Raw genomic sequence first — 22,304 nt, forward strand, 5'->3', positions numbered from 1 at the left:
GCATCCTTCTGTTTATTTAGGGAGGACAAGCATTATATATGGAACGAAACGACTTACGTAATATTGCAATTATTGCCCATGTTGACCATGGTAAAACCACTTTGGTCGATGCTATGCTTAAACAAAGCGGCGTTTTCCGCGCCAATGAACATGTAGCCGAACGCGTTATGGACTCTAACGACATTGAGCGGGAACGCGGCATTACTATCCTGTCTAAAAACACGGCGGTAATGTATAACAATACCAAAATTAATATTGTTGACACTCCGGGTCACGCCGATTTTGGCGGCGAAGTGGAGCGGGTTCTCAACATGGTTGATGGTGTGCTGCTCTTGGTTGACGCCTTTGAAGGACCTATGCCTCAGACTAAATATGTGTTGAGAAAAGCATTGGAACAAAAATTGAAACCCATTGTGGTTATAAATAAAATCGACCGCCCGGATCAAAGGGTGGAGGATGTTGTTGATGAGGTTTTAGAACTGTTTATTGAGCTTGAGGCCGATGATGAGCAGCTTGATTTCCCGGTTGTCTACGCTACTGCCAGGTCAGGTATTGCAAAAATGGAAATGGCCGACGAAAGCGACAACCTGCTGCCTTTGTTTGAATGTATTGAGAGAACCATACCTGCACCGCAGGGCGAAATTGACGGTCCGCTGCAGGTCATGATAACCACCCTCGATTATGACGATTATGTCGGGCGGATTGCCATTGGCCGGGTTGTGCGGGGGCGTATTGTGTCCGGACAAAATGTTACTGTTCTGACCGGTGAGACTCAGGAAAAGGCCAAAATCGGTAAACTATATATATATGAGGGCTTAAAGCGTACCGAGGTTAAGGAAGCGGCCTTGGGTGATATCATTGCCATGATTGGCTTGGAAACGGTCAATATTGGTGATACTGTGGCCGATACCGAAAATCCGGAAGCCTTACCGACCATCAGGATTGATGAACCGACTTTGGCGATGCTGTTTGCGGTTAATACCAGCCCGTTTGCCGGGAGGGAAGGTCAGTATGTTACCTCCCGCCATATTAGGGACCGTCTGTTCCGCGAGGCGCAAACCAATGTTAGCCTGAGGGTTATAGAAACTGACAGCCCGGACGCTTTTGAAGTTGCCGGCCGGGGCGAATTGCATTTATCCATTCTTATCGAAACCATGCGCCGTGAAGGCTATGAACTGCAAATCGGCAAACCCCAGGTAATTTATAAGCAGATTAACGGACAGCGCTGCGAGCCAATGGAATTTTTGACAATTGACGTACCGCAGGAATTTATGGGCGCAGTTATGGAATCTCTGGGAACTCGCCGGGCAGAACTTGTCAATATGGTGGAACTGGCCGGTTACCTGCGGATGGAATTTATTGTTCCGGCGCGCGGGCTGATTGGTTTTAGGTCAGAGTTTTTGACCAATACTAAGGGCAATGGCATTATGCACCATGTGTTTCATGGCTATGTACCCTATAAAGGCGATATTCCCGGCCGTACCCGTGGGGCTTTAGTGGCGTTTGAGGCTGGTGAAACCAGTGGTTATGGCATCAATAGCATTCAGGACAGAGGCATTATGTTTGTTATTCCGGGGCAAGCCGTATACCAGGGCATGATCGTTGGGGAAAATGCCCGGGAAATGGATATGGATGTTAATCCCTGCAAGAAAAAACATGTTACCAACATGCGGGCCAGTGGCTCTGATGATGCTGTCCGGTTGGCTCCGGCGCGCATTTTCAGCCTGGAGCAGGCTCTTGAATATATTAATGATGATGAACTTGTGGAAGTCACTCCACAAAGCATCCGGTTGCGCAAAGCAACCCTGGACAGACATGCCCGCGGACGCGAGCGGAAAAAAGAGGCTTAAGCAAGGTACACTTTACTGTATTCACAATGACAAGCGGGAGGGGTAACCATGATATTGTTATCACCTGAAGCTGAAACAGTACTTCGCGCCAGATACCTGCGCGAAGATGAAACCCCCGAACTCTTATTTCGCCGGGTGGCTGATTACATAGCCGGTGCTGAAGCCGGCTATGGGCAAAATGCCGCCCAGGCAGCCCAGGCATATTATGAGCTGCTGGCTTCCGGGACGTTTCTCCCCAATTCTCCTGCACTTATCAATGCGGGAAAGCCCAAGGCCCAGTTAGCTGCTTGTTTTGTTTTACCAATAGAAGATTCCTTAGCCGGTATTTTTGATACTCTGAAACATACTGCCCTCATTCATCAGAGCGGTGGCGGCACCGGTTTTTCCTTTTCCCGCCTGCGCCCGGAAGGCGCCCGGGTAGGAGCAACCGGTGGAGCCGCAAGCGGCCCGGTATCTTTTATGCATATCTATGATTTGGCTACACAGGTTGTTAAACAGGGGGCTGCCAGGCGTGGTGCCAATATGGCGGTATTGCGGGTGGACCACCCTGATATTTTTACCTTTATTACTGCTAAACGCCGGCATGATGTACTCAATAACTTTAACCTGTCGGTAGGTATAACCGACGCTTTCATGGAAGCTGTTAAACAGCAGGCTGATTTCGAGTTGATAAATCCCCAAAATCATACTCCGGTCCGGACTGTGCCTGCCCGGGAAATATTTGACTTGCTGGTACAGATGGCCTGGGAGAACGGCGAGCCCGGACTGTTTTTTTTAGATATTGTCAATAAAGCTAACCCTACGCCTGCTTTGGGCTTATTTGAGTCTCCTAATCCCTGCTCCGAGCAGCCGCTGCTGCCATATGAATCGTGTGTGTTAGGTTCAATCAACCTTACCCGGCTGCTAACAGCAAATAAGGGGCAGAGAGTTAGCCTTGATAAACATAAACTGACCCGGACTGTTAGACTGGCAGTCCGGTTTTTGGATAATGTCATCGATATCAACAGTTATCCGCTGCCGGAAGTGACGGAAGCCACCAGGAAAACCCGGAAAATTGGGTTAGGAATTATGGGATTGGCCGAACTGTTTATTTTGCTTGATTTGCCCTATGCCAGTCAGGAAGCAGTCCAATTAACCAAGGATATTATGCAGGCAGTTACAACTGAGGCGAGAGCCATGTCAGCCGAACTGGGACGGGAGCGAGGCAGTTTTCCCGCTTTTGCTGATAGTATTTACCCCCGGCAGGGTTATGAGCATATGCGTAATGCTACAGTAACCACCATTGCGCCGACAGGAACCATCAGTATAATTGCAGGCTGTTCAAGCGGTATAGAACCACTGTTTGCCCTGGCCTTGACCCGGAGAGTTCTTGACGGCAGGTTGATTACCAGTGTAAATCCGGTGGCTGTTAATTACCTCAGGCAGCAGGGGCTGCTGACACAAGCAGTTAATGAGCAAATAGCCCTGGCGGGAAGTGTGGCCGGCCTGGCACTGCCTGACAGAGTGAAGCGTGTGCTGGCTACCGCCCATGAAATTGAGCCTGCATGGCATGTAGCCCAATTGGCTGCAGCTCAGGCATACACCGATAATGGTGTTTCCAAAACGGTAAATCTGCCCAAGGACGCTACCTGTGAAGACGTTGCCAGGGTATTTTTTGCAGCCTATGATCAGGGGTGTAAAGGCGTGACAGTATACCGGGATGCCAGCCGGGCTGAGCAAGTGCTCAGCCATGGTGTCGGGTGCGAAGAATGTCGGCAAATATTCTAGATATACCTATTTAAAAGCATGGCAATACTAGAAGCGTAACAGTTTTTTAGGTTATTATCGGGAACTTTGTCTTTGTTTTAGTGCCACAGTCCTACCATATTGGGAGATTTCACCCTATTTTACCTGTAACACAAAATTTCGCCGCAGTCTGGCAGGAATTAGCATAAAGTATGTCGAATACTTTCCTAGAAAATCTTGAAGATTTGAGATAAGTATCTAGGGAGGCGTTGAACGGTGGCGCTTGGATTAATTGATAAATTGACTAACTTTTTGATACCGCTGGAAGAAGAAACGGCAGCACCGGGAAAATCAGAAGTGTCTGCCGGGACAAAAGAAATGGCGGTACAGGAAACCGAACGTCGTCCCAAACTTAAAGTACATAGTCAACAACCGGGACAACTGAAATTATATGTGGATTTGCCAACAAGCTTTGACGATGTGCAGGCATATGCCGATTATCTCAAAACGAATATCGCTGTTGTGGTCAACTACCAGCAGGTAGATGCCGCTACCCAACAGCGTATGAGCGATTTTTTAAATGGAGTATGCTATGTTCTGGGCGGCTGTGTACAGCGGGTTTCAGACAGGGTAATACTTTATGCTTACGCCAACATTGAAGTGGATAAAAAGATTTTTGCCTATTCAGTACCTACCTATGTACGGGTAAAAAACGAATAAAGTATGTGCAATAATAAACAGCCGGCAGACTGGTGAAGTCAAGCCGGCTGTTTTATTATTGCACATACTCACTCAATCACTTTCATATATTTCAATAGTATACTGACATTCATTTTGTAGTCAATCTGATGGGAGGAGTCAGCGGTATGAAAAGATTAAAGGCTAAAACCGGCAAATTCGGCTCATCATTATGCCTGATTGCTCTTAGTGCCATGCTAATGCTGTTTGCCACTCAACTGCCGGTATTTATGGAATCCGCTGCCGGACAATTTTTTGCCGGTTTCTGGGCGTTGTTTGCCCTTACTATGTGTACGGCACATGTTGTGCGTTTAACCGGTGAACGGCGGCGTCATATAACGGTAATGCCGCCGGCAGCAGGGCCGAAAGATGCCCGCACCCGGAAAAGCGTCGGCAAGCTGCGGGTTATGCGCGGCTAATACAGCATTAGCAAACTTTACCCGGATTTAATATGTTTTTAGGATCAAAGGTTTGTTTTATACTCCGAAACAAGCCAACATGTTCAGCCTCTAACGAGCAGGCTAAGTAGGATTGTTTCGCATGGCCGATGCCATGTTCACCCGATACTTGCCCGCCTAGCTCTGTTGCTTTGGCATACATTGCCTGCATGCTTTCCTCCAGTTTGGTTTCCCAGGTTTCTTGCGCCAGCTTGTCCCGCAATACATAGATATGCAGGTTGCCGTCACCGGCATGACCAAAGCTTTGAATCCGGACTCCCAGCTTGTCTTGCAGACTGCGGGCGAATTTTACGAACTCTGCAATTTTGTTGCGGGGTACAACTACGTCGCATTCATCCATTTCGGTGGTAGAGGCCTTGATGGCTTCGAGGAAAGCGCCTCTGGCCGACCAGATAGATTGCTGCCTTTCAGGTGTATTGGAAATCAAGACATCAAAGGCGCCTGAATCCAAACAAATATGAGCAATCCGCTCATACGCCTTTTCCAGTTCTTCGGTACTATTGCCGTCAAAGGTAAGGAGTAAATAAGCGTCAGCTGAAGTATCAGGAAATTTTTTGCCCAAAAATTCTTCTGCTGCGAGAATGACCTCGCGTTCCATGAATTCGACAGCGGTTGGGATAGATTTTGCCTTGATTATTTTCGGCACGGTTTCGATAGCTTGACCAAGATCAGGGAAAGGGATTAACAGACTCAAGGCTTTTTTGGGCAGCGGCAGCAGACGTAAAATAGCTTTAGTTACAAAGCCCAGCGTTCCTTCAGAACCAACAATAAGATCTTTCAGGCTATAACCGGAACTGTTTTTTACATTCTTGCCGCCGAGATTAATGACTTCGCCATGGGGCAGTACAACCTCCAGCCCACGCACATAATCCCTGGTGACACCGTATTTGACAGCACGCATACCACCGGCATTGGTGCTGATATTGCCGCCGATGGTTGCGCTTTTTTCACCAGGATCAGGCGGATAAAAGAAATCGTGTTTTTCGACATAGGCTGCCAGTTCCATGAGCAGGACACCCGGTTGTACCGTTATTGTCAGGTTTTCATCATCAAGCTCGAGAATTTTATTCATTCGCACGGTGCTGATCATGATTCCCCCATGTAAGGCAACCGAGCCGCCGACCAGGCCGGTTCCCTGGCCGCGGGGAGTAACCGGAATAGTATTGTCGTAAGCATATTTCATTATTTTTGCTACTTCCTCAGTAGTTAATACTTCGACAACTACTTCAGGATAGTTTCTTATCATACTTAATTCGTCGCGGCTGTAAGTTTCCGGCACATCTTGTCCGGCAAGCACGCGCGTGCCGCACAGTGATACCAAAAAGTCAATGTCTTGTTGGTCAATTTTTTTGTAGGACACACCACCAGCTCCTAATTATGAGATTTTACATTTGGCGGGATTGGTCAAGCAGTTCCATTAATCTTGGTACGATTTCAAAAACATCACCTACAATCCCGTAGTGGGCAATGTTAAAAATCGGAGCATTATCATCATTATTTATGGCAAAAATCATATCCGCCTTGTCCATTCCGGCAACAAACTGGATAGCACCGGATACGCCGCAGGCGATAAGCAGCTTGGGCTTTACGGTTCTGCCGCTTAACCCGATTTGTAGTCTGGCATCAGCCAGCCCAGCCTCAATAAGTGGTCTGGTTACGGCAACCATTCCCCCTAATTGTTCTGCCAGCTTGTTAATAATATCCAGGTCTTTCTGGTTTTTTACGGCTCTGCCGGCAACAACAATAATTTCGGCATCTTCCACACTGCGGACTTTTTCTTTATCTTTTGTGCTCAGAACCCGGATGCGTGATTGCAATGCCTGGTTTGCTATGTCGCAGGACGTAACTTTGCCGGTTGGCTGAGAGATTTTTTGCGGTGCGGAAAAAACCTTATAACGCACTGTCGCAAATTGCGGGCGATGGTTAGGAGTATAAATGTGAGCCATAATATTGCCGCCAAAGGCCGGACGGATTTGGGCTAAATTCGTATCCTCATCCACATCCAGGATGGTGCAATCGGCTGTTAAGCCTGTGCCAAAACGTGCTGCCACCCTGGGAGCCAGGGAGCGGCCGAGATTAGTACTGCCAACTAAGATAATGCTGGGTTTCTGCCTGTTGATGAAATCCTCAAAGACAGCAGTATAGGGTTCAATTCTGAAATCCTCCAATTCCGGGTTATCGTAAACAAAAACATCATCAACACCATAGGCCAGCAGGCTGTGAGCAGTCTGGCTAATATCGCGGCCAATAAATAAACAATACACCGGGTGCTTGATTTTGGCAGCCAGTTCTTTGGCTTTGCCAATCAATTCATAGGTGACCGGGTGAATGTGGCCGTGATGATGGTCAACGTAGACGGAAATACCGCGCCAGAGACTTTTGTCAATTTCCTCAACTTTTTCCTCAAAGCAGGAAAATACCCCCTGAGGACCTGTTTTGACACAAATATTACACATCTTACAAGCCGCATTAATGGACAGATAGTTGTTGTCATACTCAATTGCGCCAAATGGACAGATTTTAATTAAATCATCGGGATTGGTTACTAAGTCTTGTCTAATTATAATTTTGGACATAGCCGTCCTCCTTACACCAGCTTACATGCTTGCAATTTTGCTGCCATTTTGCCTGCCAGTTCATCAGCGTTGCCGCGCCAGATTTCTCTGTCAATGTTTGACTCAGGTGTAAAAATCCGCAGCACCCTTGTCGGTGAGCCATTGAGGCCGTATTTTAATTCGTTCTGGTCGGTAAAATCTTTCAACCCGTAGAAGGCTATCTCCTTATCTTTAGTTTGCAGCTTTAATTTAAAAGAGGGGAGGCGGGGTTGAAAAATTTCTTTTTCAACGGTTATCAGGCAGGGGGATAATACTTCAACAGTTTCCACGGTATTTGTCATATCCATTTCTACGATAATAGAGTGTTGTTTGACTTCTACGATCCGTCGTACATAAGCCACATGGGGAATACCCAAAAATTCAGCCAGCTCCGGACCGACCTGGGCGGTATCCCCATCGGTGGTTTGTTTGCCGCAAATGATGAGGTCAATATCACCCATTTTTCTAAGACCCTGTGCTAAGGTGTACGATGTTGCCAACACATCGGCACCGCCAAATTTTCTGTCTGTCAGTAAAATTCCTTCATCAACGCCCATCATAAAGGCTTCCTGAATAATTACAGACGCCTGAGGGGGGCCCATGCTTACTGCTTTAATCACGGCGTTATGCTGCTCCTTAAGCCGCAGGGCTGTTTCGACAGCATATAAATCGTAAGGGTTCATCTTGGAATCTACCCCTTCACGTTTCAGGACACCTGTTTCTTTGTCTACCTCCACCTCGGTGGTGCCGGGAACTTGTTTGATACAAACGACGATATTCAAATACAGAACCCTCCCTGTTTAACAAGACAATTTTGTTAGCTATAGCATGAATAGATATTGCTTAGCTTATACTTATTTACCTTAGGAACACAGTTTTTTACTATAAAAAAGAGCCCGCACCCGGAAAGCTTTCCGAAGTGCGGGCAATGTGGAGAATAACCTTAGTTTTAATAGGATTAATCCATTGTGGCTAGTACATCAGCCAAATTATTCAATAAGTTATCCAGATCATCACGGGTAATAACCAGTGGCGGCTGGAAGGCCATTACATTGCGGTCAGGGCCATTTTTGCCAATAAGGAAACCGCGGTTTTTCATCTCTTCCAACATGCGGTCAAGCTGTTCGGTTGCCGGCGACTTGTCCGGTTTGACTATTTCCGCTCCGAGCATGAGGCCATGGCCGCGAATATCACCTATAAGGGGATGCTTTTTTTGTAATTCGGTCAGACCTTGTTTGAGATATTCGCCAAGCAGGGCCGCCTGTGCGGTCAGGTTGTTCTTGGTAAGCACCTCCAGGGTTGCCAGAGCAGCGGCCGAAGTAACCGGGTTGCCGCCAAGGGTTGAAGCGCCGGGGCGGGTATAGGTGTCGGCTATTTCAGGACGGGCAGTAAAGGCGCCGACAGGTGTGCCATTGCCTAAGGCCTTGGCCATAGTCATAATGTCCGGTTCCACACCGTAATGTTCAATCCCAAACATCTTGCCGGTACGGCCAAAGCCGGTCTGGATTTCATCAATGATTAGGAGAATGTTGTATTTGTCCAGAATCTCTTTGATCCGTTTAAAATAACCGGGCGGTGGGGTAATGATACCGCCATTGCCCTGAATGGGTTCGGCGATAAAGGCGGCAACCTGGCCGGCGGTGGTGGTCTTAATTATTGTTTCAAGTTCATTGGCGCAAGCCAGGTCACATTCAGGATGGCGTTTGCCATAAGGGCAGCGGTAGCAGTAGGCATTGGGCGCAAAGCTGATGCCGCCAACCGGGCTGGTATCGGTACGCCACATCGACAAACCGGTCAGGCTCATGGTCAGTTTGGTACGGCCGTGCAGGCCTTGGCGCAGGCTGATGAATTCCTGTTTGCCGGTATAGATTGATGCTAGCAGGACAGCACCTTCATTGGCCTCGGTGCCGCTGGAACAGAAAAAGGTTTTCTGGAGGCGTCCGGGGGTAATTTGGGACAGGCGCTGCGCCAAATTAACAATATTCTCGGTAAGATATATGGTGCAGGTATGCTGCAGGGTCATCACCTGGTCACAGACGGCTTTGGTAATCTCCGGGTGGCAGTGGCCGCAGTTAACCACAGATACTCCGGCAAAGCAGTCAAGATATTGTTTGCCGGTATGGTCATACAGGTATTGCATTTCCCCTTTGACTAACTGCATCGGTTGGGCATAAAAATGGTAAACGCAAGGGATCATGTACTCCTTCTTTTTGCGAAGGATTTCATCAGGTCCTAAGTATTGCTCCTGGTTTATCGCAGTCATATTTTCATCCTTTCAGCCTCAGCAGCAAATTTTAGCCAACAGTCTAGCGTGATACGCGATAGCGGAAAGCCCCGATACCCAACTGCCGCGGGCCGGCAATTCTGTCAATAATTGTTTTGTCAAACACATAGGTATCACCAGAAGCCAGTTTGTCAAGTTCTGCGCGATAGGCAGCTGTAATTATGCCGACAAGTTCGGGGCTGTAATGCTGGCCTTCAATCCGGTAATTAACGATGCCTGCCTGCATAAGTGCAGCCAGGTGGGGAAGCAGGCACAAATCTTTGGCAAAGAGAATATGGTTGCGGCAGTATTGATCAATCTTAATGTCATGCCGTTCACCGGCACTGTCTAAGAGAGAGTAGTGCCGGTTGGAGCACAGGTCCTGGCAGGGATGGGAGGCAGTGCCGGCCATAATGGCTGACGGTATACAGTGATCAAGCACCATGGCCTCAATGGCGCCATGAATAATCATTTCCAGCGGCAATGAGCTGTGCTTGGCCAGTTCGGTAATTTGTTCATAAGTGGCTTCCAGGGAGATCGTTGCTTTGCTGGCGCCATTGTCTTTGAGCCAGGCGGCGGTAAGGTGATTGAAGAGATTAAATGAAAAGTCAGTCTGGATTGACAGGCCGGATGTCTGTTTTGCCAGGCGCAGCATGCCGCTATTGGAAACCATCAGGCCATGTGGCTTTAAGGTTTCCAAACCGGCAAATAATTGCTCAAGCTCGCCGGCTTCCCGTTCCATGGTAATGCGCGGCGTAGTGACAATAACCTGCGCTTGCTGGTCATCAGCCAGTTTGACGGCAGTTTTTATATCCTCCAGACTCCAGGGCTTACCGGGAGCAAAAGCCTCACCGCCAATATAGGCAATATCGGCACCATTGGCAAAGGCGCTGGTTAGTGAAGCAAGGTCAGCCACCCGCACGGCAAGAGCAGGACGCTGCCGCAGGGACGGATTGTCCGACCCGGTATTTGGTACCAGGACAGCCGCACTGCCGGTGACGCCGGCTTCTTTGACTGCCTGACTGAAAAAGCGGGGCTCGCGTTCGCCGGTATAGCCAATAGAGCTGGCCCCTGGATTGCCTAGCGCATAACAGGTTGAAAAGTCACGGGAGCGGTATTCATAAAGTTCTTGCCAGTCTGTAACATCAAAGGTGTAACCATTGGGGTCGGCAATATAGCGGTCAAGGGCTTTGCGGTATAGCCTTACGATCCGGCTGACAAAATCGGCCGTACGCATGCGCCCTTCAATTTTGAAGGAGCAGACACCGGATTGAATCAACTGCGGTAAAGCCGTGTACATGCACATATCCTTAAGTGCTAATTTATAAGGTCCGGGGTCCTTCGCGGCCACAGCCTGACCGGTAAGGGTGTCGACAAGCTGGTAGGGCCAGCGGCAGGGTTTCAGGCAGCGGCCGCGGTTGGAGCTTTGCCCGAATACTACACCGGAGTGGAAGCACTGACCGCTGTGAGCTGCGCACATGTCGCCATGAATGAAATATTCCAGTTCAACGCCGGTACGCTCTCTGAGCAGCGAGAGTTGGGACAAGGTCAATTCACGGTTGGTTACCACCCGGGTAATGCCATAGTCCATAAGCGCTTTTATGGTATGTTCATTATGAGTATTCATCATAACTGAAGCGTGCAGGGGAACAGTAAGGTTGATTTCCCGCGCCAGTTCCAGGATGGCCAGGTCTTGGACAATCAGGGCATCTGGCTGGATTTCATTTAAAAATTTGAGATAATCGCGCACACCGGGGATTTCCCGTTCGCTGATAAGGTTATTGACAGTGACATATAGACGGACGTTACGGGCGTGAGCGTAGGTAATGGCCTGAGCCAGTTTTTTATCATCAAAATTGGTATCAGTCCGGTGCAGGCGCATGTTAAAGCGTTTGCCGCCAAGATATACGGCATCGGCGCCGGCTGTAATTGCCGCTTCTAATACTTCCCAAGTGCCGACAGGCGCTAAAAGTTCAACAGATTGCCGGGTTAATAGCATGTAGTTCACTCCAAATTAAGAATTACTCAAACACTTCTTTCGCTTTGACCAGCAGTGACGGAGACAGTTCAATTCCCAGATTAGCTGCCACGAAGGTATTCAGTTGAATTTCGGGATGTTCAACAATACCGACAGGAATATTGCCAGGTTCAGCCCCGGCAAGAATTTGTGCGGCCTGGGAACCACAAGCGCGTCCCAGTTCGAAGTGGTTGGCTACAAGCGCTCCTAATGCTCCTGACGGCACATTGGGGGCATGGGAAGTAATGATTGGCAGGTTTGCCGCTTCGGCATAGTAGGCTACACTGGCGAAATTTTCTTCGATGACCCGCCCAATGGGGAGAAACAGAGCATCCAGGTCTGGCGGCAGTCTATCTGCCAATACAGACAAATCCTCAGCTTTGTCTGCAGGCAGTTCAACAAGGGTAAACAGGCCGGCTGCCGCTTGTTTAAAATTACTTATCTCCAGCAGGGCATTGCTGTCGCCGCTGTGATATAAAATGCCGATGTTGTTAGCTGCCGGCAAAAGCTCACTGATAAACGCCGCTTTGGCGGCAGCCGGAACCATGCCTGCCATGCCGGTGGCTTTGCCCCCCGGCTTGTCCATGGTTTTTACCAGTCCCGCGCCTACCGGGTCAAAGACCGGTGTGAAAACTACCGGGATATTGCCTGCTAAAGCAACAGCCGCCTGCGCAGCCGGGGTAGAACAGGCAAAAATGAGATCAACCTTTTGTTTAGCCAGTTTGCCGGCAAGCTGCGGTAAATCATGCAAAGCGCCATCGGCATTTACATAATGAAACTCAACAGCCAAATCTTGTCCGGTCAGCCCGGATTTAAAGCCGTGTACGGCATCATCCAGATTCTGCGTTAACTGTAAAATCCCTATATTATGCAAGTAAATAACACCTCTCGCCTTTCTTTTTTGTACAATTTCCACATGAAATTGACAAATACCTGCTATGAGCTTGACAAAACAAGGGACAAAAATTAAACCACGTTGTTTCGCAAGAATATGATATAATACACAAAGAAAGATATATGTTTCATGCTACAGCAAAGATTGCTGAATGATGATTACAGGGATGATGAGAAACCTTATGAATACTGATAAAACTTATAATACAGGCGTATCTTTTGTCCATTTGCATAATCACACCGAATATAGCCTGTTAGACGGCGCTGCCCGAATTGAAGATATGGTGCGCCGGGCCAAGGAAATGGGAATGCCGGCAGTAGCCATGACCGACCATGGTACGATGTACGGCACAATCGATTTTTATAAACAAGCCAAGAAGCATGGCATTAAAGCAATTATCGGCTGTGAAGTATATGTTGCGCCACGCTCGCGGTTCGATAAAGCGGCTGTGGAAGGGGAGTCATATTATCATCTCGTGCTGCTGGCCGCCAGCGAACAGGGGTATCGCAATCTTATCGAATTGGTATCGCGCGGCTACAGTGAAGGTTTTTATTACAAACCCCGGATTGACCGGGAAATACTGCGCAGCCATAGTGAAGGCCTGATTGGCTTAAGTGCCTGTATTGCCGGTGAGATACCTGCGGCGATTTTGCGGGGAGACTTGGCCGGGGCCGAGGCTCTGGCTGCTGAGTATAAGGAGATTTTCGGACAGGACAATTTCTTTATTGAACTGCAGGATCACGGAATGCCTGAAGAAAAACAGGCAAACCAGCACTTGGTCAAACTGGCGGCAAAGCTGGAACTTGGTCTTGTTGCCACCAATGACGCTCATTATATTAACAAAGAGGACGCCGAATGCCATGATGTTCTGCTTTGTATTCAAACAGGCAAGACGGTGGACGAGCCCAGCCGGATGCGGTTTCCCAGTGACGATTTTTACTTGAAAAGTCCGGCGGAAATGGCTGAGCTGTTTGCCGAGTATCCGGCAGCTTTGAGCAATACCCTGAAGATTGCTGAACGCTGCAATGTCACCTTTGATTTTGACCGGCTCTACCTGCCTGATTTTCCTACACCGGATGGCATCAATGATGATGACTATCTTGCCCGGCTATGCCGGGAGGCGGTTTGCCGGCGGTATCCGCAGGCAACGCCGGCAGTGGAGGAAAGGCTTGTTTATGAACTGGGTGTCATAAAAAAAATGGGTTATTCCAGCTACTTCCTCATTGTCTGGGACTTTGTCAACTATTCCCGCAGCCAGTCCATTCCTGTAGGGCCGGGAAGGGGTTCGGCGGCTGGCAGTATTGTTGCTTATTTATTAGGCATTACTAATATTGACCCGCTTAAATACGGCCTGCTGTTTGAACGGTTTTTAAATCCGGAACGGGTATCCATGCCTGATATTGATATAGATTTTTGTTATGAACGCCGCAGTAAAATCATCGAATATGTTGTAGCACGCTATGGCAGTGACCGGGTAGCGCAAATTATCACTTTTGGAACTATGGCGGCGCGGGCGGCGATCCGCGATGTGGGACGGGCGTTAAATCTGCCCTATGGCGAGGTTGACCGTATTGCCAAATTAGTGCCTGCCGAACTGGGTATCACCTTGAAAAAAGCGTTAACAGCCAATCGGGAGTTAAAAGACCTCTATGACAGCGAAGAAACAGTAAAGAAACTGGTTGATCTTGCCATGGCGGTGGAAGGCTTGCCGCGCCATGCTTCCACCCATGCCGCCGGCCTGGTTATTGCGAAAGAACCGCTGACACATTTTGCCCCGCTGCAGCTCTCCAGTGAAGGTTTTCTTACCACTCAGTTTGACAAAGACCGGATTGAAGAAATCGGTCTGCTGAAGATGGATTTGCTGGGACTGAGAACCCTGACGGTTATTGGTGATGCCATCGCCCTCATCCGGGAAAACCGGGGCCAGGAACTGGATATTGAAACCATTCCGCTGGAAGATGCCAAAACCTGCGCTATGCTGGCTGTCGGTGATACCTCCGGCGTGTTTCAAATGGAATCAAGCGGCATGACCAATCTGGTGAAAGACTTGAGGCCGGAACGGTTTGACGATCTCATTCCCCTGGTGGCGCTCTACCGCCCGGGTCCTTTGGGAAGCGGTATGGTATCTGATTTTATTGATGGCCGCCACGGTAAGAAGGTAGTTACCTATCTGCACCCGCTCTTAGAGCCCATCCTTGAAGATACCTTTGGTGTTATCCTGTACCAGGAGCAGGTTATGCAGATTGCGTCCACCCTGGCCGGGTTTACCCTGGGACAAGCCGACCTGCTGCGCCGGGCTATGGGGAAAAAGAAACATGATGTGCTGGACGCGCAGCGGGAAAACTTTCTCCAAGGGGCCGCCGAACGGGGGATAGACGCGAAACTGGCTCATGATGTTTTCGAACTTATGACCCATTTTGCCGACTACGGTTTTAACAAATCCCACAGTGCCGCCTATGCCCTGGTTGCCTATCAGACAGCGTACTTAAAAGCGCACTATCCGCAGGAGTTTTACGCAGCACTGCTTACCAGCGTCATGGGAACCAATGACAAAGTGGGGTACTATATTGAAGAATGCCGCCGCCGGGGTATTGCCGTTTTACCGCCGGATATTAATGCCAGCGGCAGTTCGTTTTCGGTTGACGGCGAGGCCATTCGCTTTGGCTTGGCCGGGGTAAAAAATGCCGGCGGCAATGCTTTGGAAAGCATTATTAAGGCCCGGCAAAAGGGCGGTAAATTTACGTCGCTTGTTGATTTTTGCTCCCGTGTTGACATGCGGCTGGTGAATAAACGGGTTATTGAAAGTTTGATCAAATGCGGGGCTTTTGATTCGCTTAATGCCCGCCGTTCCCAGCTGCTGCACGTACTGGAGCAAGCTGTCGAAGTGGCTGCCTGCCGCCAGAAGGACGCGGCCAGCGGACAATTGGGACTGTTTGGGGACGATACGCTGGAATGCGTAAATGATGTCAGCCTGCCGGATATACCCGAAATGCCGCAGGAACAGATACTAGCCTTGGAAAAAGAAATAACCGGATTTTATGTAACCGGTCATCCGTTGGATAAATATCGTGCTAAATTGGAGACGCTGCCGGCACTGGGCACTTTGGCCGAAGGTCAATATACCGACGGGCAGCCCATCCGGGTGGGCGGGCTCATTGCCAGTGCCAAGCGCATTAATACCAAAAACGGCAGTATGATGTGTTTTATCAGCCTTGAAGATTTTTCCGGACAAGTGGAAGTCATCGTATTTCCCAAGGTTTTTGAAAAAACTGGCCGCCTGTTGGCGCCGGATTTACCTGTCCTGGTTTCCGGACGGCTGAATATTCACGAAGAAGGCGCCAAGGTTATGGCTGACAATATCAGTTTGCTGGAAAACGCCGGCGCCGAGGTTAGAATTACTTTGGGCCAGGAGCAGGAAACACCGGTCATTTTAGCCAAGCTGCAGGAATTGCTCACCAAATACAATGGCCAGGCAGCCGTTTATTTGCATCTGACCGGCAGCAGCCGGACACGGGTGATAAAGACAGAGAAAAAATATTGGATTGAGCCGACACCGGCAGCTGTTGCTGCCATTGAAGGGCTTTTGGGCAAAGGAACTGTAACGACTGCTTAATCGCAACGAATTTTCAATTGATTTGCGAAAAATGTTGCAGTTGTCCCGTAAATAATATTAGAATAAGAGATATTACATTTGTTGCTATTAATCGGATATTGTACAACAGGAGGATATCGCATGGAAATCATTGTCTGTGTCAAGCAGGTGCCTGACACTACTGAGGTTAAAATTGACCCGCAGACCAATACGCTGATTCGTCAGGGTGTGCCAAGTATTGTAAATCCTTTTGATAAAAATGCTTTGGAAGAAGCGCTGAAACTCAAAGAAAAGCACGGAGGACGGGTAACGGTAATTTCTATGGGACCGCCTCAGGCTGCCGAAGCGCTGAAAGAGTGTATTGCCATGGGGGCCGATGAGGCTGTTTTACTGAGTGACCGCGCTTTTGGCGGTGCCGATACACTGGCTACCAGCCGGACCCTGGCTGCAGGTATTAAGAAATTTGGTAATTTTGATGTTATTCTTTGCGGCAAGCAAGCCATTGATGGGGATACCGCCCAGGTAGGACCGGAGCTTGCGGAGCATTTGGCTATCAGTCAGCTTACTTATGTTTCCAAACTTGACATTACCGCTGGGGTAGTCAGAGTGGAACGTGAGCACGAAGAAGGTTATGAAGTTATTGAAACTACATTGCCTGTGTTAGTTAGTGTGGTAAAATCCATCAATGAACCGCGTTACGCCAGTATTAAAGGCAGAATGAAAGCCAATCGCAAAGAGGTACCTGTCTGGACGGCTGCCGATGTTGATGTAAATTTGGACGAGATTGGCCTTAAAGGTTCACCTACCCAGGTTCGCCGCATCTTTACCCCCCAGCAGCGGGTACAGGGTGAGATTATTCAGGAAGATACTGCCCGTGCCGCTGTAACCCGGTTGCTGACTAAACTAAATCAGGCTAAAATTATCTGATGCAGGGGGAATTATAAATGGCTGTAATTGTAGATAAAGAACAGTGCATAGGCTGCAGTGCCTGTGTCGGTGCCTGTCCATTCGGCGCGATTGTCATGGAAGGCGATAAAGCAGTAATTACCGATGCTTGCACAGTATGTGGTGCATGTATTGATGTATGTCCCGTAACGGCCATCACTCGTCCGGCTGCGGCAGAACCGGCAGCAGATACCGGTGATTATCAGGGTGTATGGGTATATATTGAACAATTCCAGGGCAAGGCTCGTAATGTCGGACTGGAACTGCTGGGGGAAGGCCGTAAGCTTGCGGATGCGATGGGACAGGAACTGGCTGCCGTAGTTATCGGTGAAGGGGTGGAACCCTTAGCCCGGGAGCTGTTTGCCAGCGGTGCCGACAAAGTGTATTTGCTGGAAGGCGCAGAATATAAGCACTACAGCACCGATGCTTATACCATTGCTTTAACCGATTTAATCACTGCCTATAAACCTTCTGTTATTCTGATGGGGGCGACCAATGACGGGCGCGACCTTGGCCCGCGGGTGGCCTGTCGGGTAGGTACAGGTCTGACGGCTGATTGCACCAGCTTAGGCATTGATGAGGAAACCGGGCTTGTTGCCTGGACGCGGCCGGCCTTTGGCGGCAATATTATGGCTACCATTCTGTGTCCTAATCATCGGCCGCAGATGGGCACTGTCAGGCCCAATGTATTCAAACGTCCTGTGCCTGATACCTCTCGCAGCGGCGAACTGGTGCGGGTAGCAAGCAAAGTCAAGGCCGAAGATATCCGGACAAAATTTATTGAATTGCTGACACTCAGCGAAACTGCCTCCTGTAACCTTGACGAAGCTCAGTTCATTGTCTCCGGCGGCAGGGGAATGGGTAAACCCGAAAACTTTGCGCTTATTGAAGAATTGGCCAATGTACTCGGCGGCGCTGTCGGTGCTTCCCGCGCGGCTGTTGACGCCGGCTGGAAGCCGGCTATCCATCAAGTCGGACAAACCGGCAAAACCGTAGCTCCCAAAGTCTATATTGCCTGCGGCATCAGTGGTGCCATCCAGCACTTAGCCGGTATGTCGACCTCGGACATCATTATCGCTATTAACAAAGATGCCGATGCGCCTATTTTTAAATTTGCTGATTTTGGCATTGTGGGTGATGCTTTGGACGTGCTGCCTGTGCTGATTGAGGAGATTAAAAAGCTTAAGCAGGCTTGCTGATTAGTATACATAATAAGTCCCGCACTCCAGACTAGGGAATGCGGGACTTATTTTATCCTGATAGAAAGTATACCTTTCCTTTATTTTCACTTACGCAGATCAGTGCCACTCGCCGGTGTCGATTTTGCGCTCTGTCTTTTAGCAACATACAAACCGGTTAAAATTATCATAGCGCCAAAGAATTGCAGCCAGCCGAAGGTTTCACCCAGAAACAGATACCCGGCGCCAACCGCAAAAACCGGAGCCACATTATTATACAGCGATGCGGTGGCACTGCCTGCCTTGGCTGTTCCCCAAATCCAGAGACAATTGGCCAGGCAGAGCGGGAATATGCCGGAATATAACAAGCTGGCCCAGCCCGGCCACGGGACTGCCTGCCAATCAACAGCAAGCATGGAGGGCAGGGATACCAGGGCGAAGAGGCCGCTGGAAATGAGCAGGATATAGGTTGTAATCTGATAAACCGAATAGGTTGCCGACAATGGGCGGGAGAAAACGGTATAATAGCCATAACACATTTGTGCGGCCAAAAGCAACAGCGCTCCCTGGATATGATTACCGGCAAGACTGACTTCCCTGCCTGTTCCTGCTACCATCAAAACTACTCCAAACAGGGAGATGGCAATGCCTTTGATGATATCCGGCTTGATAGCTTCCAACCGGTGAAAGTGACTGATTAAAGCTACACTGACAGGCAGACAGCCCAGAATTAGCGATGAGTTGCCGGCAGTGGTGAGCTGCAGGCCGAAAGTGAAAAAAAGCTGAAAAAAGAAGAACCCCAGGCTGGAAATAAGGACAGATTTTTTATCTTCCTGCCGTAAAGGTATCCAGATACACAAACGGCGTAAAATCAGCCAGGCAACGGCTAGTGCCGCGAAGAGGCGGACTGCGTTATAAGGCATAGGCGGTATATGGAGCAGGCCGATTTTCATTACCGGCGGGTTCAATCCCCAGAGTAAGGCGACAAGCGCCAGGACGAGATGTACCTGCATTGTTAACACCTCTAAGTAAATGTATCCTATACATATACCATGAAAATCACTGGATTCCTGCTTGCTGTGCAGGCAAAAAGCGAAGATTTAATTCCGTGCTTGGCTGTAAGGAGTTTTTTTAGTAAACTTATGGTATAGCAGCAAACAGATTACGTTGAGGGAGTTTTTGCCTACATGATAAAGAGTGTACTTTTTGACCTTGATGGAACCTTATTGCCCCTTGATCAGGATGCGTTTTTCCGTGAATACTTAAAGCATATGGGGCGGCGGGCAGCCAGCATCGCCGAACCCAAACAGTTCATTAACCAGCTGTTAGCCTCGACCGGGACTATGATTAACAGCAAGGATAAAACCAAAACTAATCAGCAGGTGTTTTGGGAGGATTTTTTAGCTAATGTTGGTATCGCCGAGAATGTGCTTGTGCCGGTTATGGATACTTTCTATGAGACGGATTTTGTCCTGGTAAAGCCAACAACCAGAGCCAGTAAGGCTGCCCGGCAGGCCGTTATGGCGGTACTTGAACTTGGCTTGGAGGTAATTGTGGCTACTAACCCGATATTCCCGCTGCATGCTGTCAGGCAGCGTATTGACTGGGCTGGCTTAGGGGATATAAGCTTTAAACATGTTACCAGTTATGAACACTGTCATTTTTGCAAGCCCAATCCCGATTATTATCGGGAAATCATCGACCGGATTGACCGGCAGCCACAAGAGTGCCTGATGGTGGGAAATGATGTTGAAGAAGATTTAGCGGCAGCTAACATTGGCATGAAGACTTATTTGGTAACAGATTGCCTGTTAAATTCTAAAAAACTGGATTTTACAACCGATTACCAAGGAACATTGCAGGAATTGGCTGACAGTATTGCAGACATCATCAAAGCAGAGAATGGTGGCGTCAGCTAATGTACCTGGCGGTAGTTTACGCCGAATTTTCCGGTATAACTTGCGTTATTGCCGGAAAAAATAATCTTGACAAAACAAAAAACATGGGATAGAATAACGCTAAAGTTAATTTGTGTAAAAAGCTGTGAGCAGGACGAGTACATTTGTACACTTCAGTTCAGCGAGCCGGTGACCGGATTTCCGGAGGTGTGATGACCGGCCTGGAGAACATATGGAATGGACCTGTGAGCTGTCCACCGAAAGCAATTGCAAGTAGGCTGGGCCGGATGCCGCCGTTAACAGGCTAGGGTATCGGATTTTTTGTCCCGTACCTGAATAAGGGAAAGTGCAGACTTTTCAAATAGGGTGGTATCGCGACCATTTCGCCCCTGGGGTGAAATGGTCTTTTTATTTACCCAATTGACTGTACTTGCCAAAATAGGGTGGTACCGCGGACCATTTCGCCCCTTTCGGTGAAATGGTCTGTTTTTTTTTAGCAAAGGAGGCTGGACATTATGTTAAAGGACTATCTCTCTCAGGTAATAGCCGGTCGGCATTTTTCCCGCGAGGAAGCAAAAAATGCCATGCAGGTAATCATGTCAGGCAAGAGCAGCGAAGCCCAAATTGCCGCCTTTCTGACAGCTATGCGCATGAAGGGTGAAACAAGTATGGAGGTGGCCGGTTTTGCTGAGACCATGCGCAGTCAGGCACTCAGGGTAGAATGCAAATCTCCCAGAATAATTGATACCTGCGGCACCGGGGGCGATCAACGCGGAACTTTTAATATATCGACAGCGGTTGCCTTTGTATTGGCAGGAGCCGGGCTGAATGTGGCTAAACACGGCAATCGCGGTGTGTCCAGCCCTTGCGGCAGTGCCGATGTGCTAAAAGCTCTGGGAATAGAACTGGAGCTGCCGCCGCAGGGAGTGGCAGAGGCTATTGATACCATTGGCGTCGGCTTTATCTTTGCCCCTCGCTTTCACCAGGCAATGAAATATGCCGTCAATTCGCGGCAGGAGCTGGGGTTTAGAACGGTGTTCAATTTGCTTGGCCCGCTGACTAATCCGGCAGGCGCTCATTGTCAGCTGATCGGAGTGTATGATCCGGCATTAACGACTAAAACCGCACAGGCACTTGCCGAACTGGGAATAACACGGGCGATGGTTGTGCACAGCCTGGATGGACTTGATGAAATATCAACAGCCCTGCCGACAAAGGTTGCCGAAGTTTATCAGGGGGAAATCCGCTCCTATGTAATTGACCCTAAAGCCTATGGCTTTAGCACCTGCACGCAGGCTGATTACCGAGGCGGCACCGTGGAAGACAACGCCAGGATTATTCTTGCCCTACTAAACGGCGAGCAAGGTTTTAAACGCGATATTGTCCTGATCAATGCCGCCGCAGCTTTGGTTGTTGCGGAGGCAGCGGCAGATATCAGGGAAGGGCTGCAGCTAGCTGCACTAAGCATTGATACCGGAGCTGCCCTGGGCAAGTTGGAGGAATTGAGGAAGTTTACTCAAGGGTATCAGGAGGAGGGATTAGCATTATCGTAAAAATTTGTGGTATCAATACCCTGGAGGCGGCGCTGGCGGCCTATGATTTTGGCGCAGATTGGCTTGGTTTTGTGTTTGCGCCAAGTAAACGGCGTATTACGCTGGCAGAGGCCAGGAAAATTTCCTGCAGGATTTCGCAGATTGGCAAGGTCGGCGTATTTGTTAATGCGCCGCTGACTGAAGTACGGGAGGCAGCCTCGGCGTGCAAGTTGGATTATGTGCAGTTGCATGGTGATGAACCGCCTGAGTATTGCCGCCTGGTTGGTTATCCGGTGATTAAGGCCTTTAGAATTGGTCCGGGTTTTAGTAGAGCCGCTTTCAACGGGTATCGGACATCATGGACTTTGTTTGACAGCTTTACTGCCGGGGTGCAAGGGGGAACAGGCAGGGCCTTTGACTGGCAGGCAGCACAAACACTGGCTAAGCAGGCACCAAGACCACTGTTGGCGGCAGGAGGTCTCACCCCGGAAAATGTGGCTCAGGCAATTGCCGTCCTCAGTCCTGACGGTGTTGACGTATCCGGCGGTGTGGAAACCAACGGGATAAAAGATATTGAAAAAATTAAACAATTCATCACGGCAGCCAAAGGGGGATAGAC

General features: G+C 49.1%; 17 protein-coding genes and 1 other annotated feature. Of the genes, 10 read left to right on the top strand and 7 right to left on the bottom strand.

Annotated features, from left to right (window positions below; genetic code table 11):
• Positions 1-38 precede the first annotated feature (38 nt).
• From typA to GT1_RS06045, 4 genes are all read left to right on the top strand, one after another.
• On the top strand, positions 39-1,850 hold the full coding sequence (gene typA / locus GT1_RS06030; RefSeq protein WP_075755786.1) for a translational GTPase TypA: 1,812 nt from the start codon (positions 39-41) through the stop codon (positions 1,848-1,850).
• A 48-nt stretch (positions 1,851-1,898) separates the two neighbouring features.
• Positions 1,899-3,617 (top strand): adenosylcobalamin-dependent ribonucleoside-diphosphate reductase, encoded by a 1,719-nt coding sequence (locus GT1_RS06035; protein WP_223226083.1) that lies wholly within the window; start codon positions 1,899-1,901, stop codon positions 3,615-3,617.
• 234 nt (positions 3,618-3,851) lie between these two features.
• Complete coding sequence (locus tag GT1_RS06040; RefSeq protein ID WP_188397981.1) at positions 3,852-4,295, top strand: cell division protein SepF; 444 nt, start codon at positions 3,852-3,854, stop codon at positions 4,293-4,295.
• Between the two features lie 146 nt (positions 4,296-4,441).
• Positions 4,442-4,732 carry a hypothetical protein gene (locus GT1_RS06045; RefSeq protein ID WP_188397982.1) on the top strand — a complete coding sequence of 97 codons (291 nt, stop codon included), beginning with the start codon at positions 4,442-4,444 and terminating at the stop codon, positions 4,730-4,732.
• 7 nt (positions 4,733-4,739) lie between these two features.
• Here the strand turns inward: GT1_RS06045 and GT1_RS06050 are convergent, their stop codons facing one another.
• The 6 genes from GT1_RS06050 to GT1_RS06075 form a co-directional block, all read right to left on the bottom strand.
• Positions 4,740-6,131, bottom strand: coding sequence for an FAD-binding oxidoreductase (locus GT1_RS06050; RefSeq protein ID WP_188397983.1), 1,392 nt, complete (start codon positions 6,129-6,131; stop codon positions 4,740-4,742).
• 25 nt (positions 6,132-6,156) lie between these two features.
• Positions 6,157-7,347 carry an electron transfer flavoprotein subunit alpha/FixB family protein gene (locus tag GT1_RS06055; protein WP_188397984.1) on the bottom strand — a complete coding sequence of 397 codons (1,191 nt, stop codon included), beginning with the start codon at positions 7,345-7,347 and terminating at the stop codon, positions 6,157-6,159.
• An 11-nt stretch (positions 7,348-7,358) separates the two neighbouring features.
• Positions 7,359-8,147 carry an electron transfer flavoprotein subunit beta/FixA family protein gene (locus tag GT1_RS06060; protein ID WP_188397985.1) on the bottom strand — a complete coding sequence of 263 codons (789 nt, stop codon included), beginning with the start codon at positions 8,145-8,147 and terminating at the stop codon, positions 7,359-7,361.
• 176 nt (positions 8,148-8,323) lie between these two features.
• Entirely contained in the window at positions 8,324-9,628 is a 1,305-nt protein-coding gene (locus GT1_RS06065; protein WP_188397986.1) for an aspartate aminotransferase family protein, read from the bottom strand.
• 43 nt (positions 9,629-9,671) lie between these two features.
• Positions 9,672-11,627 carry a peptidase U32 family protein gene (locus tag GT1_RS06070; protein ID WP_188397987.1) on the bottom strand — a complete coding sequence of 652 codons (1,956 nt, stop codon included), beginning with the start codon at positions 11,625-11,627 and terminating at the stop codon, positions 9,672-9,674.
• 22 nt (positions 11,628-11,649) lie between these two features.
• Positions 11,650-12,519 carry an ABC transporter substrate-binding protein gene (locus GT1_RS06075; protein WP_188397988.1) on the bottom strand — a complete coding sequence of 290 codons (870 nt, stop codon included), beginning with the start codon at positions 12,517-12,519 and terminating at the stop codon, positions 11,650-11,652.
• A gap of 202 nt (positions 12,520-12,721) precedes the next feature.
• On the opposite strand from GT1_RS06075, the gene GT1_RS06080 reads away from it, so the two are divergent.
• The 3 genes from GT1_RS06080 (at position 12,722) to GT1_RS06090 (ending at position 18,276) form a co-directional block, all read left to right on the top strand.
• Entirely contained in the window at positions 12,722-16,153 is a 3,432-nt protein-coding gene (locus tag GT1_RS06080) for a DNA polymerase III subunit alpha (protein WP_188397989.1), read from the top strand.
• Between the two features lie 120 nt (positions 16,154-16,273).
• Positions 16,274-17,059 (top strand): electron transfer flavoprotein subunit beta/FixA family protein, encoded by a 786-nt coding sequence (locus tag GT1_RS06085; protein ID WP_188397990.1) that lies wholly within the window; start codon positions 16,274-16,276, stop codon positions 17,057-17,059.
• 17 nt (positions 17,060-17,076) lie between these two features.
• Positions 17,077-18,276, top strand: coding sequence for an electron transfer flavoprotein subunit alpha (locus tag GT1_RS06090; RefSeq protein ID WP_188397991.1), 1,200 nt, complete (start codon positions 17,077-17,079; stop codon positions 18,274-18,276).
• Between the two features lie 86 nt (positions 18,277-18,362).
• Here GT1_RS06090 and GT1_RS06095 read toward each other — a convergent pair whose 3' ends face one another.
• Entirely contained in the window at positions 18,363-19,268 is a 906-nt protein-coding gene (locus tag GT1_RS06095) for a DMT family transporter (protein ID WP_188397992.1), read from the bottom strand.
• A gap of 174 nt (positions 19,269-19,442) precedes the next feature.
• Here GT1_RS06095 and GT1_RS06100 point away from each other — a divergent pair, with 174 nt between their 5' ends.
• The 3 genes from GT1_RS06100 to GT1_RS06110 all read left to right on the top strand — a co-directional run bounded on the left by GT1_RS06100 (position 19,443) and on the right by GT1_RS06110 (position 22,302).
• The gene (locus GT1_RS06100; RefSeq protein WP_188397993.1) at positions 19,443-20,174 is read left to right on the top strand and encodes an HAD family hydrolase; all 732 of its coding nucleotides are present in this window, start codon (positions 19,443-19,445) and stop codon (positions 20,172-20,174) included.
• Between the two features lie 115 nt (positions 20,175-20,289).
• Positions 20,290-20,625, top strand: a binding site (T-box leader).
• 43 nt (positions 20,626-20,668) lie between these two features.
• Entirely contained in the window at positions 20,669-21,706 is a 1,038-nt protein-coding gene (gene trpD / locus GT1_RS06105; RefSeq protein WP_188397994.1) for an anthranilate phosphoribosyltransferase, read from the top strand.
• 32 nt (positions 21,707-21,738) lie between these two features.
• Positions 21,739-22,302: a phosphoribosylanthranilate isomerase gene (locus GT1_RS06110; protein ID WP_255430417.1), complete on the top strand. Its 564-nt coding sequence runs from the start codon at positions 21,739-21,741 to the stop codon at positions 22,300-22,302.
• The last annotated feature ends 2 nt before the right edge of the window (positions 22,303-22,304 follow it).

This window comes from Sporomusa sp. GT1, from assembly GCF_014634905.1.
Taxonomy (GTDB): domain Bacteria; phylum Bacillota; class Negativicutes; order Sporomusales; family Sporomusaceae; genus Sporomusa; species Sporomusa sphaeroides.